The 14848-nt window shown below is 33.6% G+C and carries 11 protein-coding genes and 2 pseudogenes; 11 read left to right on the top strand and 2 right to left on the bottom strand.

Translation table 11 applies throughout. The features are described from left to right. Positions 1-82: 82 nt before the first annotated feature. The gene (asnB, locus tag CN288_RS21675; RefSeq protein ID WP_098303071.1) at positions 83-1936 is read left to right on the top strand and encodes an asparagine synthase (glutamine-hydrolyzing); all 1854 of its coding nucleotides are present in this window, start codon (positions 83-85) and stop codon (positions 1934-1936) included. A gap of 136 nt (positions 1937-2072) precedes the next feature. Here asnB and CN288_RS21670 read toward each other — a convergent pair whose 3' ends face one another. Next, entirely contained in the window at positions 2073-3320 is a 1248-nt protein-coding gene (locus tag CN288_RS21670) for a helix-turn-helix domain-containing protein (protein WP_098303070.1), read from the bottom strand. Positions 3321-3616: 296 nt separating this feature from the next. On the opposite strand from CN288_RS21670, the gene CN288_RS21665 reads away from it, so the two are divergent. From CN288_RS21665 to colA, 3 genes are all read left to right on the top strand, one after another. Then, a complete protein-coding gene (locus CN288_RS21665; RefSeq protein ID WP_026590484.1) occupies positions 3617-3841 on the top strand; it encodes a DUF2187 family protein in 225 nt (74 codons plus the stop codon). A 196-nt stretch (positions 3842-4037) separates the two neighbouring features. Continuing rightward, on the top strand, positions 4038-4385 hold the full coding sequence (locus CN288_RS21660; RefSeq protein ID WP_026590483.1) for a hypothetical protein: 348 nt from the start codon (positions 4038-4040) through the stop codon (positions 4383-4385). A gap of 557 nt (positions 4386-4942) precedes the next feature. Further along, positions 4943-7579 (top strand): collagenase ColA, encoded by a 2637-nt coding sequence (colA, locus tag CN288_RS21655; RefSeq protein WP_026590482.1) that lies wholly within the window; start codon positions 4943-4945, stop codon positions 7577-7579. 159 nt (positions 7580-7738) lie between these two features. Here colA and CN288_RS21650 read toward each other — a convergent pair whose 3' ends face one another. Beyond that, positions 7739-8536, bottom strand: a complete 798-nt coding sequence (locus CN288_RS21650; RefSeq protein WP_098303069.1) for a LysM peptidoglycan-binding domain-containing protein — start codon at positions 8534-8536, stop codon at positions 7739-7741. Positions 8537-9227: 691 nt separating this feature from the next. Here CN288_RS21650 and CN288_RS21645 point away from each other — a divergent pair. The 7 genes and pseudogenes from CN288_RS21645 to CN288_RS21625 all read left to right on the top strand — a co-directional run bounded on the left by CN288_RS21645 (position 9228) and on the right by CN288_RS21625 (position 14741). Next, on the top strand, positions 9228-10496 hold the full coding sequence (locus CN288_RS21645; protein WP_098303068.1) for a helix-turn-helix domain-containing protein: 1269 nt from the start codon (positions 9228-9230) through the stop codon (positions 10494-10496). A 364-nt stretch (positions 10497-10860) separates the two neighbouring features. Continuing rightward, the gene (locus CN288_RS28965) at positions 10861-11004 is read left to right on the top strand and encodes a hypothetical protein (protein WP_176527716.1); all 144 of its coding nucleotides are present in this window, start codon (positions 10861-10863) and stop codon (positions 11002-11004) included. A 313-nt stretch (positions 11005-11317) separates the two neighbouring features. Beyond that, entirely contained in the window at positions 11318-11461 is a 144-nt protein-coding gene (locus CN288_RS28960) for a hypothetical protein (protein WP_176527715.1), read from the top strand. A 246-nt stretch (positions 11462-11707) separates the two neighbouring features. After that, the gene (locus tag CN288_RS21640; RefSeq protein WP_026590479.1) at positions 11708-12343 is read left to right on the top strand and encodes a hypothetical protein; all 636 of its coding nucleotides are present in this window, start codon (positions 11708-11710) and stop codon (positions 12341-12343) included. An 11-nt stretch (positions 12344-12354) separates the two neighbouring features. Further along, positions 12355-12435: pseudogene (locus CN288_RS29780) on the top strand (IS6 family transposase); the annotation flags it as partial. Between the two features lie 353 nt (positions 12436-12788). Continuing rightward, positions 12789-13084: pseudogene (locus CN288_RS30100) on the top strand (ferrochelatase); the annotation flags it as partial. Between the two features lie 190 nt (positions 13085-13274). Continuing rightward, a complete protein-coding gene (locus tag CN288_RS21625) occupies positions 13275-14741 on the top strand; it encodes a catalase (RefSeq protein WP_098303067.1) in 1467 nt (488 codons plus the stop codon). Positions 14742-14848: the final 107 nt, after the last annotated feature.

Raw genomic sequence — 14848 nt, 5'->3', positions numbered from 1 at the left:
GTTTCAGCTCAGCCTTTTTGGTTCTATTTGGGTTTTGAACGGAGTAAAGTTATACGGATATAGGATAGGAAGGATGATTTGTATGTGCGGGATTACAGGATGGATTGATTATAAGCGGTCGTTAGAAAATGAAAGAGAAACGGTTACGAAGATGGCAGAAACGCTTGCAAAGAGGGGGCCAGATGATACAAATGTTTGGGTGAAAAGGCACGTTGCTTTCGGACATAAACGCTTAATTGTAGTTGATCCTGAAGGCGGGAAACAGCCAATGACATGTACATGTATGAAAGAGGAAGGGAACTACACCATTTGTTATAATGGGGAACTCTATAATACAGAAGATATTCGTAAAGAATTACTGCAAAGAGGTTATACATTTAAAGGACATTCTGATACGGAAGTACTGTTAGCGTCTTATATTGAATGGAAAGAAGAATGTGTCAATCATTTAAATGGGATATATGCTTTTGCGGTTTGGGATGAGAAAAAAGAACAAGTGTTTATTGCGCGAGATCGCTTAGGTGTAAAACCATTATTTTATAAATATGATAATGGAAGATTATTGTTTGCTTCAGAGTTAAAAGCTATTTTAGCCCATCCTGGTGTAAAGACAGAAGTAACAACAGAAGGTCTGTCAGAAGTATTTGGATTAGGCCCATCTCGAACGCCTGGGCATGGCATTTATGCGGGAATTCAAGAACTTCGCCCGGGGCATGCTCTTACATTTTCAAAAGATGGATTATGCATATGGCGCTATTGGAATGTTGAGAGTAAAAAACATGAACACTCATTTGAAGAAACAGTAGAACAAGTGCGTTTTTTGCTTAAGGATGCAATTACAAGACAATTGGTTTCGGATGTACCGTTATGTACATTTTTGTCGGGCGGGGTAGATTCAAGCGCGATTACCGCATTTGCAGCAAAAGCATATGAAAGAGAAGGAAAAGGGAAGCTACACACGTATTCGATTGATTACGAAGATAATGAAAAATATTTTAAAGCAAATGTATTTCAACCAAACTCAGATGCACCGTTTATTGATTTGATGACAGAAACATTTGGTACGATTCATCACCGTTGTATAATTTCCAATGAACAGTTAGCAGAATATTTAACAGAAGCGGTACTCGTTCGCGATTTACCTGGTATGGCTGATATCGACTCTTCATTATTATGGTTTTGCCGAGAAATTAAACAAGATTTCGTCGTTGGTTTGTCAGGCGAATGTGCTGATGAAATCTTTGGCGGCTATCCGTGGTTTTATCGAGAGGATGATTTGCAATCAAGTGCATTTCCGTGGATGCGTTCGACAGAGGCACGTGAACAACTTCTGAAGAAAGAATGGCGTAATAAGTTGAAACTAGGGGAATATGTACAGCAGCGCTATGAAGAGTCTATACAGGAAGTACCAATTTTAGAAGGAGAAAGTGCAATTGAAGCAAAAAGACGACAATTATTTTATCTGAATATGGTTTGGTTTATGACAACATTATTAGACAGAAAAGATCGGATGAGTATGGGAGCGAGCCTAGAAGTACGTGTTCCATTTGCAGATCACCGTCTTGTCGAATATGCGTGGAATATTCCTTGGGAAATGAAAATGTATAAAAACCGTGAAAAAGGTCTATTGCGTAAAGCGTTAGAGGGAGTCTTACCAAACGACATATTATATCGAAAGAAAAGTCCGTATCCGAAAACACATAACCCGTATTATACAAAAGCGATAACTGTGTGGCTGGAGGATTTACTAACAGATAGAAATTCTATTTTACATGAGTTATTTGATAAAGAACAACTGCAAGGATTAACTCAATCAGGAGGTAGTGCATTTCAAACACCATGGTTTGGCCAGCTGATGACGGGACCGCAGCTATTGGCACATTTAGCGCAAATTCATGTGTGGTTTAAGGAATATGGGGTAAATATTAAAGAATAGGGGAAAAGCGGCTTACAACTTGTGAGCCGCTTTTTAATAAATGTGTTTCTCTTTTTTGAAATGGATATGCACCTTATTACAGTCTATATGGACTAATTGTGTGGGATATTGTAATATGAGGAATTTTAAGTTTTGTCTACATTTTAACTCCCTTGTTTTTAAACTGTCTCGGTGTCATGCCTGTGAACTTTTTGAATACTTTTATAAAATAACTTTGATCATAAAAATGTAATAAGGTATAGATTTCGGACATGGAATGTTTTGTATAGAATATTAACTTTTTTGCTTCTTCAATCTTTTCACGCTGGATATATTCACGTAGTGATACTCCAACTTCTTTTTTAAAAAGGACGGATAAATAGTTGGGATGCATAGAGACGAACTCTGCTAATTGTGAGAGAGTAATTTCCTCATAAAGATGTGTGAAAATATAGTTTCGGCAAGCATTGATTGTTTTTGAGTACTTGAGCTCATTCCCTTTTTCGACTTCTTCTATTAGATCACATAAAGCTTGGATCATGAATTGATAAATAGCTTTGCTCTCTTTCAGCTCTTCAAGGTTTTGAATATATAACTTGCTGAGGGTGTAGGCAGTTTCAGGAGAAATGCCACCTTCTATAGCAGCTCTTGTTCCAAGTGTTATAGCTGCGATAGCATGGTTTTTTCGACTTCTTAATTGACTCGTTTTAGATAGTATTCTCAGTTCTCCAGTTTCAAATAATGCTTGTGCATGTTTTAGGAATTCATCCTTTTTTCCTTCCTTAATAAATTGCAGAAGTGTCTTTTCTAGTAAAAGAGGAGCAGGCGTTTCGTTATTTTCATCATTTTCTTGAGTTTCTGATATACGTATATCAGGTGATTCAAGTCTAATTTTTCTTTCCACAAGTAATATATTTTGTTGTAGGATATCGACTATGTCTAATTTTTGATGGTAAAGCATGTAATAAAAGATTGCACTCATATTTATCATCTTCACTCTACTTACTACAGGTAAAGAATGATAGTATTGAACGATTTTGTTTCGCCCTTTATAAATATTAAAGTCATTAAGAATTCCATGAATTGATTTATCTGTTAGTTCGAAATAAAGGAAAGGACCAACAATGATTACACCGCTAAATCCCTTATCTGTGTAAAGGTTTATTGAAAAGAAGTTTTCCAGAGAAGTTGTGGTTTGGAAAATTGGAAATTGGTGTGGAGCATGATCAGAGAAGAATTGATTCAATAATTCTTCTTTCCTAGAATAAAGCGGATGACTTAATGAATTTGTGGAGAATTCTAATTTTAGCTTTTTTTTGCTATCTATAAATAAAACGGATAATTCATATAGATTGAAAATAAGATTGCAAATATATTCTAAATCTACTAGATTTGTGAATGCCATATTGTAATGATCGCCTCTTTTATAAAAGTTAAAAAATAGAATTTTTTTCTAAAAATACTATTTTTCTTTAGAATATACCATAAATTTTATAGTAATAAAATATAATACTTACAGGAAAGTAATTTTCACGTGCTATTATATGGAAGTTTTATTATGTAAAAATAGCAAAAAGAACTAGAGTAATTTGGTGGGGCTTTGTAGTAGAAGATATGAGTAAGTTTCATGTAGTATATAACATAACAAATGAAACGATTCATGTTAATGCAATAGATGAAGGGGAGTAAGGAGGCTTTATTATGGATAAAGTAGTAACAGTAAAAAAAGGGGAGTTTGTTCATTTTTCGTATCGCGATGATGCTTCTTTAAAATTTACTGGATATGTAGTTAGTGTTCTGAACAATACAATTATTGTCGATATCTCAGAGGATTTGCAACTTAAAGGATATGAAGAAATAGAATCTCGTCAAGTTGTCAAGCATGGCTGCTATGAAAAAATCGACATGCATACAGATAAAAAATGATAACAAACATAATGATTTGTACAATAGATTGGAAAGGTCATTTTTTCGCATCTACTTTATATAAAATCAACTTTTCTAACATGTTATATAAGTTAAGAGTAAACAATAACTAAATACTAGTCGTTCATATTACTGGAAGATGATTTCTTCAAAAAGGGTACAGTAGACTATTTTAGTTAATTTCGGAGGTATGACAATGAAGAAAATATTGTTAATCATGTTTACTATTTTATTTGTTACTGGATGTTCAAAAACATCAAAACAAATTAATGCTTTCGATGCTGAAATGCAAGGACTTTTAAAAGAGGCTACTTCAATGTTTCCTGAATCTAATAGTATGAAAGCATACTATAAGAAAATGGAATCTATTAAACAAGAATTATACAGAAACAAAAACATAAAAGAAAAGGACCGCGAAGTATTAAAAGATCTAACTGTACAATCAAAACTCGTTATGCAATCAGCGGAATCTGGCTTGAGAGATCAATTAATAAATGATATAGAAAAACTAAATAAAATTGTTGAAGAATATAAGAGTGCGTGATTTTTATTGTAGGATTCATTACCACTTACTTTTTGATATATCCCTATAGAGTTATTTATATTCAAATTAATAGAGGCAGGCCCTCTAAAAGAAGAAGTCTATCCAAGGGGAAGTATAACGAATTGATCCGATTTTTAGTCGGGAATATGAAGGAATAGTGAAAAGCGGCTTACAATTTGTGAGCTGCTTTTCACTATTATTTCACTTGAATATAAACAAAATGAATCTTTTATCAGAAGCGTTCTTATAAAGGGGGATTTCATGTCAAACAATTTATACATTACTAAATTGTTTGTGTATAATTTATTATACAGTCTTAATAAAGGATTGTTTCTTAATCATAAGATACAACATTGGCACAGTTTTTGCTTGTATTAAATGTAAGGAAGGGGGAAGGGCTCTAAGAAATAAGTAGGGTGTATTATTAACAGTAAAAAAGTGACTTACCATTATCTCACTACTTTTACTAGTATTAATAGGAAACTGTTTAATATAGACAGATTGAATGATTCATCCTAAAAAAACTGAATTTTTAAAATATTAAAGGGGGCAATAGTATGGCGAAAAACTCGAAATTTTATAAACTGATGCTTGGGGTTGGGATTGTTACGATATCCTGTAATGGAATGCAAATTCAAGCAGAAACAAAAGAGAATAATATGAAGAATGTATTACAAATGGAGCCGGTAGGAATACAGAAATCCGTTGATGAGTTGGCACATCCTTCGAACATACAGGAAAATGCATCTTTCACAAAACGATTAAAGTCAGCAGACTTATCGCAGCGTCCGCCAGCGCCAAAAGAGAATGCTAAACAACTAGTTGAAGAAAAAAAATATTCAATGGCTGAATTGAATCAATTAAGCAACAAAGAATTAACGGACCTTCTTGTGACAATCAAATGGTATCAAATTCCGGAATTATTTCAGTTTAATAATGATAGTTTGAAATTCTATCAAGATGATAGCCGGATGCAAGCGATCATTGATAAACTAGCAGAACAAGGACAAGCTTATACGAAAGATGATTCAAAAGGAATTGAGACATTATCAGAAGCTCTACGTGCGGCATTTTATTTAGGTTTTTATAATGATGAATTAAGCAAACTAAACGAGCGCAGCTATCACGATAAATGTTTACCAGCTTTAAAAGCGATTGCAAAAAATCCGAATTTTAAACTTGGTACACCAGAACAAAACAAAGTTATTTCATCGTATGGAAAGCTGATTGGAAATGCATCAGCTGATGTTGAAGTTATTCAATATGCGGGTGAAATCTTCAAACAATATAACGATAATCTTACAACTTTCATTGAAGATAGAACAAAAGGCGATGCTGTATATGAGTTGATGAAAGGGATTGATTATGAAGTTCAGTCGTATATGTATGCTACGGGCAAGGAACCAAAAGATACGATGTGGTATCGAAACATCGATAACTTTATTAATGAAATCAATCGCTTTGCACTGATTGGTACGGTAACAGACAAAAACGGATGGTTAATTAATAATGGAATTTACTATGCTGGCCGGCTTGGAAAGTTTCATAGTACACAGGCAAAAGGACAGCAAGTTGTTACAGAAGCGATGCGGATTTATCCATATTTAGGGGAGCAATATTTTGTTGCGGCAGAACAAATTACTACAAATTACGGCGGAGTCGATGCGAACGGAAAAACAGTAAATTTAGATCAAATTCGAGAAGATGGCAAGAAGAAATATTTACCGAAAACGTATACGTTTGATGATGGGGCAATCGTTTTTAAGGCGGGAGATAAAGTTAGTGAAGAGAAAATTAAACGTTTATACTGGGCGGCAAAAGAAGTACGCTCTCAATTTTATCGTACAGTTGGTAGTGATAAGCCGCTTGAAAACGGACATGCTGATGATGTGTTAACGATGGTCATTTACAATAGTCCGGACGAATATCAATTTAACCGTCAATTGTACGGCTATGAAACGAATAATGGTGGAATTTACATTGAAGGAACAGGAACGTTCTTTACATATGAACGTACACCACAGCAAAGTATTTATAGTTTAGAAGAATTATTCCGTCATGAATTTACACACTATTTACAGGGAAGATACGAAGTTCCTGGATTATGGGGACAAGGTGATATGTATCAAAATGAACGCTTAACTTGGTTTGAAGAAGGAAATGCGGAGTTCTTTGCAGGCTCAACTCGATTAGATAGCGTTGTACCACGAAAAAGTATAATTGGCGGATTATCTAATGATCCAGCTAAGCGATACACAGCAGAGCAAACATTAAATGCGAAGTATGGAACATGGGATTTTTATAACTATTCATTTGCATTGCAATCTTATATGTACAATAATCGCCCTGAGATGTTCGATAAAGTGCATGATTTAATTCGTGCAAATGATGTAACAAATTACGATGCGTACCGCTCTGCATTAAGTAAAGATAGTAAATTAAATGAAGACTACCAATCTTATATGCAAATGCTGATTGATAATCGTGATAAGTATACAATTCCACAAGTATCAGATGATTATTTAGCGGAGCATAAAACGAAAGCGCTTTCTGATGTCACAGCGGATATCACAAATGAAGCGAAGTTAAAAGATGTGAAGGTAACAAAGAATAAATCACAATTCTTTAATACATTTACACTGCAAGGAACATATACAGGAAGTACGTCAAAAGGAGAAATAGAGGACTGGAAAACGATGAATCAAGCAACGAATGATATGCTGAAACATCTTTCTGAAAAAGAGTGGAGCGGATACAAAACATTGACTGCTTATTTCGTGAATTACCGCGTTAATAGCGCTGGACAATTTGAATATGACGTTGTGTTTAGCGGAGTGAATACAGAAGAAGATACTACTGTAGAAAAAGAACCGAATAATGAATTTAATACAGCGAATCCACTATCTTTGAACACAGTATTACGAGGTAGCCTAAGTGATCAAGATCAAGCGGATCGGTTTGTTATTGATGTAAAGGATCCGAAAGACTTGCAGATTACTGTTACGAATGAACAAAACATTGGGCTAAACTGGGTATTATATTCTGAGTCAGATCTTAATAATTATGCCGCTTATCCAACAAAACGTGACGGAAATAAATTGCTCGGGAATTATAATGCGAAGCCAGGAAAATATTATTTAAGTGTATATAAATATGGCGGTGGATCAGGGAATTATACAGTAGAGGTAAAATAATTTAACAGAAATCCAACAGAAATCCCCTTCCTAGGGCGCGTGCAGGACATAGTCCATGCGGTAGGAAGGGGATGAATGTTGGTCGTGCACAGCACGAAGTTTCTATTTCCTCTTTAAAATGATGTACTTGTTACGCCAAATCTAGAAAAACAAATTTCTTTATTTAGCAAACACATGATTACCGATTACTGCAACAGTTTGGCGTGTGGTAATCCATTTATCAGTAGAGGTTTTTGGATTATAAAAATAAAGCCAATCAGAATTAGTTCCTTTAGTAGAAATTGCTTCTTCAACCGCCATCTTCGCTTCGTGAGTTGCTGGTTGATTAATTCTTCCATCTGTAACAGGTGTAAATGCATAGCCATATTTAATTGGTTCATAAATAACATCTGTAATTGTATTTGGAAATCCTGTGGCACCAACACGATTTAATACAACTTTTGCTACTGCAACTTTTCCAGCGTAAGGTTCCCCTCCTGCTTCTGCAGTCACTAAACGAGCCATTAAGTCTACTTCTTGTTCTGAAATGCCCGTTGTAATGATTAAGTGTTGACCCGCATAAATTCGGTCACCGTTTGTATTGTTAGCTTGTCTAATTGATTGTACGGATACATTGTATCGTTTTGCGATAGCTTCTAATGTATCCCCCCGTTGAACCTGATAAACAGCTTGAGCTGAATGATTTGAAGCTGCTAACTCTTTTTGAGGTGTAGGCTCGCTTGATGGAGATGAGACTGGGATAGTTAAATGTTCACCAATATAAATTTGATCATTCATCTTATTATTAGCTTGTTTAATTGCTTGAACTGAAACTCCATAGCGGATGCTAATATCCGAGAGAGTGTCATTTTTTTTAACAGTATAAATCGTTGCGGCATCAGCCGTTCCTTGATTAGATACTAGTGTAATTGTTGCAGCAGATATAGGTAGCAAATTTTTCACCGTATGTAACTTCATTCGAAAAAACCTCCTGAAAATAGTTGAGATATACTTAGTTATGAATATAAATTCAAAAATGAGATTATTTATTATTTATCCATGGTTAAGTCCTCTATATACTAACAAATTGAATGAGTATCGTCATTAATTGTATATCAACATTTAAGCGGTCTTTGTGAAGTCGAATATTGCGATGAATTTATATAATACAAATTAGTTTTATTCATTTATTATTCATTTTATTGTGATTTTAGGATGCTAAATGAATTGAAAAAATATTTATAGTTGCATAATAGTTAGTCACAAATTCCTCGTCTAGTTTGATGTTAAGGAATTTTGCAACAGAACCTAAACAAGTAAAACAATGATTATATAAAATTAGATTGGTGGAAGATGAATTTTGTTAGGCGTGAGCATCAGTAAATTGGTATAATATAGTAATATGAGTGGGGGAGAGAAATGATGGTAGTAAATAGGGCATGTGAATTCTATATACATTCAAATAGGTATTAATAATTAAAGTAATTAGTTACAGTTGCGTTGTATTCAAGCTTTCCTTCATAGTTAGACTGATAAGTATAAGGAAATATATAATGTTATTTCTCTATCTGCAGATAAAACACTGCATATATTATAATGAATGACACATATAATAGCGCCCGAAAAGAATCAGATCAGGTTATGCGAAAAGAGGAGTGAAGATATAGATATGAACATAGGTGAACGTATTAGACAAATACGTATACATAAAAAATTCACGCAGGGAGAATTAGTATCAGGGATATGTTCTATAACTTATTTAAGTAGAATTGAAAATGGACAAATTAAACCTTCAACTTCTTTTTTAGAAAAGATTTCTCAAAAGCTAGATGTTGATTATAAATTTCTTGTAGATGCGGATCATGAGGATGTAGAACCTAAACTTCTTCATATATGTGAAAAGTATAAAAATGAAAAAATTATATCTGAAAAAGATTTATCATTATTAGAACTTTATGTTCGTGAAACAACCTCAATTCCCTTACTGCTTAAGGCTTATGGTACTTTAATATACTATCATGCTCGAAATAATAACTTAACATATATAGAATCTATTGTAGAACGGGCTTCACAATTAATTCCCAATCAAGTCGAAACCAAACATAATGATGATTTCATATACTACTTAATGGCCCGTGGTCTTTATTACTATAACAAACAAGATAATATTACAGCCCAAGAAATTTATGTTCAAATAGAGAGTTTACTAGGTGGAGAAGAAAGTGTACAACACGCTGATGTATATTATAATTTAAGTATAATAAAACAACGTCTTTATCAAGATCAAAATATTAGTCGTTTGTACTCTACCAAAGCATACAAATTGTATAAAAAATTAAATATGGAAGACCGAGTTATAGATGTTCTAATAATTCTGGCCTTGCAATATCATTTAGATAAGCTACATGATAAAGCACTTGAAACTTTGAAACAGGCAGAACTTGGAGCGGAAGCTATTAATAATTCCATGTATTTCCCTATAATTTTATATAATTATGCGAAAATATATCAAGGTTTAAAAGACTATACCAATGCCATAAAATATTATGAAAAAAGCTTACAACTTAGCGAGTTTCTTCCTAACGAAGCAGACAAAGTTTATACATTACGTAGCTTAATAGAAATTTACATAGAATTTAAAGACTGGGAAACGGTTAATAGACTTATGGATGACGCATTTAAAATCTTAGCAGTTCAAGATGTCCCTTACGCACATGTTCAGCTATATAGCTTCAAAGCGACTATATTCAAATTACGTGGTGATTATTATGGATATGAGAAAGAAATGCAAAAAGCTATTGAAATGGGGTTAGAAAAGAAACAATATACGTTAGTTCGAGAACTTTCTACTGAACTAGGGAACCATTTTTATGATAATCGTGCTTATAAAATGTCAGCAAAGTATTTAAAAATATCAGTTGAAAATTCTCTAAATTAAACTTGAAAATTTGTTATATAAACAGCCCATAATTTATTATCATTTCTATTAAATTACAAAAACTCAACCTGTAGCGCAGTTATCATTTTGCTGTTAATATAAATTTCTAGTCAGTAGTGTTTCTGTTTGGATAAGATTTTATAACCGGTATCCCAAATATCAATTTAACTACACTGATTATCTATAAAAATCAAAAGTTTAATGTGATTAGTTAAATTTTTGACTGTTTCTCTTTGGGAAATTGACTGATAAATTCGAATTTTTTACTTCTATTTTTTAACATTGAACCTCTAGTAGTATTTGAATTAACAAAACAACTATTAATGGAGGTTCAATGATGAACATTAAAAAATTCTTTTCAATTATGGTTATGGCTACTGTATTTTCTGGTTTCTCTTTATTTGGTAATGCAGTTCATGCAGATACTACTCCGCAATATTCAATCTCTCAATCTAATGCCGACGATACTCCAATCTTCTATAATGATATTCTACCTCCTGGAAAATAATAAAGTGTGCGCCTAAACTAGAATTAAAAAATACATATATAACAAAACAGGTGAATTTTATTATTCACCTGTTTTTATGTTAAGGTTTCATAACTGATACCTCAAATATCAATTTAACTACACTAACCATCTATAAAAATCAAAAGTTTAATGTGATTAGTTAAATTTTTGACTGTTTTTCTTCGGAAAATTGACTGATAAATTCGAATTTTTTACTTCTATTTTTTAACATTGAACCTCTAGTAGTATTTGAATTAACAAAACAACTATTAATGGAGGTTCAATGATGAACATTAAAAAATTCTTTTCAATTATGGTTATGGCTACGGCATTTTTTGGTTTCTCTTTATTTGGTAATGCAGTTCATGCAGATACTACTCCGCAATATTCAATCTCCCAATCTAATGCCGACGATACGCCGATCTTCTATAATGATATTCTACCTCCTGGAAAATAATAAAGTGTGCGCCTAAACTAGGATCAAAAACATACATATATAACAAAATAGGTGAACAACAAATGAACTGTCCCTATACAGTGAGACGGGTTATTAGATTACTGGCTATTCTATTAGTAAAAAAAGAAGAAAAAATAAACAATAATTCACGATATTTTTAATGGAATTTTACTGATTGTTATTAACATAAATTAACGAGTATATTTTAGGTACAGAAAGCCAAACCGCAAGGAGGGAGTTAGTCTGATGCTAGAGACAAAAAATTCTATAGATATGATAAACAATATAAATTATCATTTGGATCTTGGTAGGCACAACAATCATCATTTAAAAACCTTTTCAAATGAACATGGCGTATTACCATATCATGTTTACAAACACCCATTGAATAAACAAGCATCGCAAAAAGAATCGATGAGTCTAGCTCAACCATTTATTCATATTAATACCTTAGCGCAAATTCTATATGAAGCATTTCATGATCAAACATTTACAGCTTTGGTACCTATTTTATTTGTTTTTCAACCGAATATTGTAACCGGTATATCTAACCCGGGTGCTTATTCAATAGATTTGTACAATGATTATTTTGTTCATTTAAAAGACATCAATATTCAAGAATTTACAGCAGGAATAGGTGAAAAAAAAGGATCTATAGCTATTGGATATATGATAAACCAAAACGAAAGCATTCAGCATTCAAAAGAATTTATGCATCAAAAGTTACAGGACCAAACTACAGAGTGTATGTTAGCTTTACAAAAGCAATTGCACATACATGGAGAGTTAGAAGAGCAAATTCAGTTATCATTTGATTTCAAGAAAATAATGATACCTTTAATTATCTTACAATGGATTAAACAGACAACGATCCCGTTGTGAAGTTTTTTAAAGGTAACCTAAGCTTTTGGGAAAATAAGCATGTATATTTATCTTGGAAATTGGATGAGACTTATATCAAATTCAAAGGGGAATGATGTTACCTATATCGTGCAATCGATAAAGAAGGGTGCACATTTTACACAAACGGAACCGAAATCTGAACCCAGATTTCGGTTTTTTGATTTACGATGAATTACAAAATTTATTAACGATGGCATAAAAGGAAGCGCTTTTGGCGGAACTCTTTTATTCTTTAATCAATTTTGCAACAGAACCGCTGAATATAAAGCAATGGTAGAAAATAAATTATCAAATAAAATTAAAAATCATATTATAAATAGTACTTATTTATAATTATTATTTTGACGAACTTATTATCAATTGGTATACTGGAACCAAATATCCTTGAAAAAGATTCTCATTTTCAAAATTGAGATGCATATAGATGACTAAGAAGAAAATAGGTTTACTTGAGATGGTATACAGGACCCAGAGTCATTAACAGATGTGGAAGCATATCATACGCATATCCATCACTGACGTAAGCAATTTCAAGAAGCGCTTGATGATCTAATTGTCGGCTATAAAGTAATTAGTGGTATTTCGCCACTTGCGAAAATTCCAAATGAACAAGCTGATAAATTAACGTAGGAAGTGAATAGACGTTTTTTAGAATATGAATTTGTATGCTATCTAGGCTTAAAGCGCATCGCTCCATTTATTGAAGATGCGGTGGAAGAGAGGAACTAGGTGTACTCTATTTCGGAGCATCTATGCGGAATGCGCAAGATTCATTTATTGATTGCCTAGTAGAAATTGTTTCCAAAATAGCGAATAAAATAATTGACAAAAAAGTAAATTTGAATAATAATTAGATTATAGTAATTTTAAATAAGTAATTATTATCACGAAAAATAGGAGGTCCCCTTTGATGAATCCAAATAATCGCTTAACAACAAACCAAGGTGCTCCAGTAGGAGATAACCAAAATTCTCGTACAGCTGGTCGCCGTGGGCCGGTATTATTAGAAGATTATCATTTAGTAGAAAAGCTTGCTCATTTTGATCGTGAACGTATTCCGGAGCGTGTGGTACATGCGCGTGGCGCGGGTGCTCATGGTGTTTTCGTAACGAAAAATAGCATGAAAAAATATACAAAAGCAGCATTTTTGCAAAATGCGGGAACAGAAACACCTGTATTCGTTCGCTTCTCAACGGTTATTCATGGGCAAGGTTCTCCAGAAACAGCGCGTGATCCACGTGGGTTCGCTGTGAAATTTTATACAGAAGAAGGAAACTATGATATCGTTGGTAACCATTTACCTGTTTTCTTCATTCGTGATGCAATTAAATTCCCTGACATGGTACACTCTTTAAAACCAGCACCGGATACAAATATTCAAACACCAGATCGTTACTGGGATTTCATGACGTTATCACCAGAATCTACTCATATGTTAACTTGGGTATTCTCTGATTACGGTACTCCGGCAAACTACCGTCAAATGGAAGGGTTTGGTGTTCATTCGTTTAAGTGGATTAATGCAGAAGGCAAAATTGTTTATATTAAATATCACTGGAAACCACAGCAAGGCGTGCGTAACTTAAATACAAAAGAAGTAGAACAAGTGCAAGGAAAAGACTTCAACCATGCTACTCGTGATTTATTTGATGCAATCAAGCACGGAAATTATCCGAAATGGGATCTTCACGTACAAGTCATGCAACTTGATGAAATGGATTCTTTAGACTTTGATCCGTTAGATCCAACGAAAGTATGGCCAGAAGATAGCTTCCCGCTAATGGAAGTAGGGACAATGACGTTGAATCGTAACCCACAAAACTTCTTCGCAGAAGTAGAACAAGCAGCATTCTCACCAAGTGCAACTGTACCTGGTATTGAACCGTCTGAAGATAAATTATTACAAGGGCGTTTATTCTCTTACCCAGATACACAGCGCTATCGTCTTGGTGCGAACTACTTACAAATTCCTGTAAACTGTCCATATGCAGCTGTTCACAATCAACAACGCGATGGTGCAATGCAAATGAATCAACAACCTTCAACAATTAACTATGAGCCAAGTCGTCATGTGGAAAACCCAGTTGAGGATCCGGTATACCGTGATTCAACTATGAAGCTTGAAGGTTATGTATCTCGTGAAAAAATTGACAAACCAAACGACTTCCAGCAAGCGGGTGAGCGCTACCGTTCATTCTCTAAAGAAGAACAAGATAACTTACTTGCAAACTTAACAAATGATTTAAAAGATGTGCATGAACAAACGAAGTTACTTGCAATCTGTAACTTCTTCCGTGCAGACCGTGATTACGGTATGCGCTTAGCGCAAGCATTAAACGTTGATATTTCGGCGTATGTAGGAAAACCTGCGAAGTAATAAGATTCTTGATTGTATTCTCAAATTGAAACTGCTATATGTGTCTATAATAAATAGAAAAGGCGACTGATTTTTTTCGGTCGTCTTTTGTTTTGAAATAGTGAGAA

The sequence above is a fragment of the Bacillus sp. AFS023182 genome (genome assembly GCF_002560575.1).
Lineage (GTDB): Bacteria > Bacillota > Bacilli > Bacillales > Bacillaceae_G > Bacillus_A > Bacillus_A arachidis.
This window is presented reverse-complemented; position numbering and strand designations above follow the sequence as displayed.

Bases quoted from the DNA above. Each gene is read 5' to 3' on its own strand.
- asnB (WP_098303071.1), top strand. From the start codon at position 83: ATGTGCGGGATTACAGGATGGATTGATTATAAGCGGTCGTTAGAAAAT.
- CN288_RS21665 (WP_026590484.1), top strand. From the start codon at position 3,617: ATGGATAAAGTAGTAACAGTAAAAAAAGGGGAGTTTGTTCATTTTTCG.
- CN288_RS21650 (WP_098303069.1), bottom strand. From the start codon at position 8,536: ATGAAGTTACATACGGTGAAAAATTTGCTACCTATATCTGCTGCAACA.
- CN288_RS21625 (WP_098303067.1), top strand. From the start codon at position 13,275: ATGAATCCAAATAATCGCTTAACAACAAACCAAGGTGCTCCAGTAGGA.
- CN288_RS21640 (WP_026590479.1), top strand. From the start codon at position 11,708: ATGCTAGAGACAAAAAATTCTATAGATATGATAAACAATATAAATTAT.
- CN288_RS21670 (WP_098303070.1), bottom strand. From the start codon at position 3,320: ATGGCATTCACAAATCTAGTAGATTTAGAATATATTTGCAATCTTATT.
- CN288_RS21645 (WP_098303068.1), top strand. From the start codon at position 9,228: ATGAACATAGGTGAACGTATTAGACAAATACGTATACATAAAAAATTC.
- CN288_RS28965 (WP_176527716.1), top strand. From the start codon at position 10,861: ATGGTTATGGCTACTGTATTTTCTGGTTTCTCTTTATTTGGTAATGCA.
- CN288_RS21660 (WP_026590483.1), top strand. From the start codon at position 4,038: ATGAAGAAAATATTGTTAATCATGTTTACTATTTTATTTGTTACTGGA.
- colA (WP_026590482.1), top strand. From the start codon at position 4,943: ATGGCGAAAAACTCGAAATTTTATAAACTGATGCTTGGGGTTGGGATT.
- CN288_RS28960 (WP_176527715.1), top strand. From the start codon at position 11,318: ATGGTTATGGCTACGGCATTTTTTGGTTTCTCTTTATTTGGTAATGCA.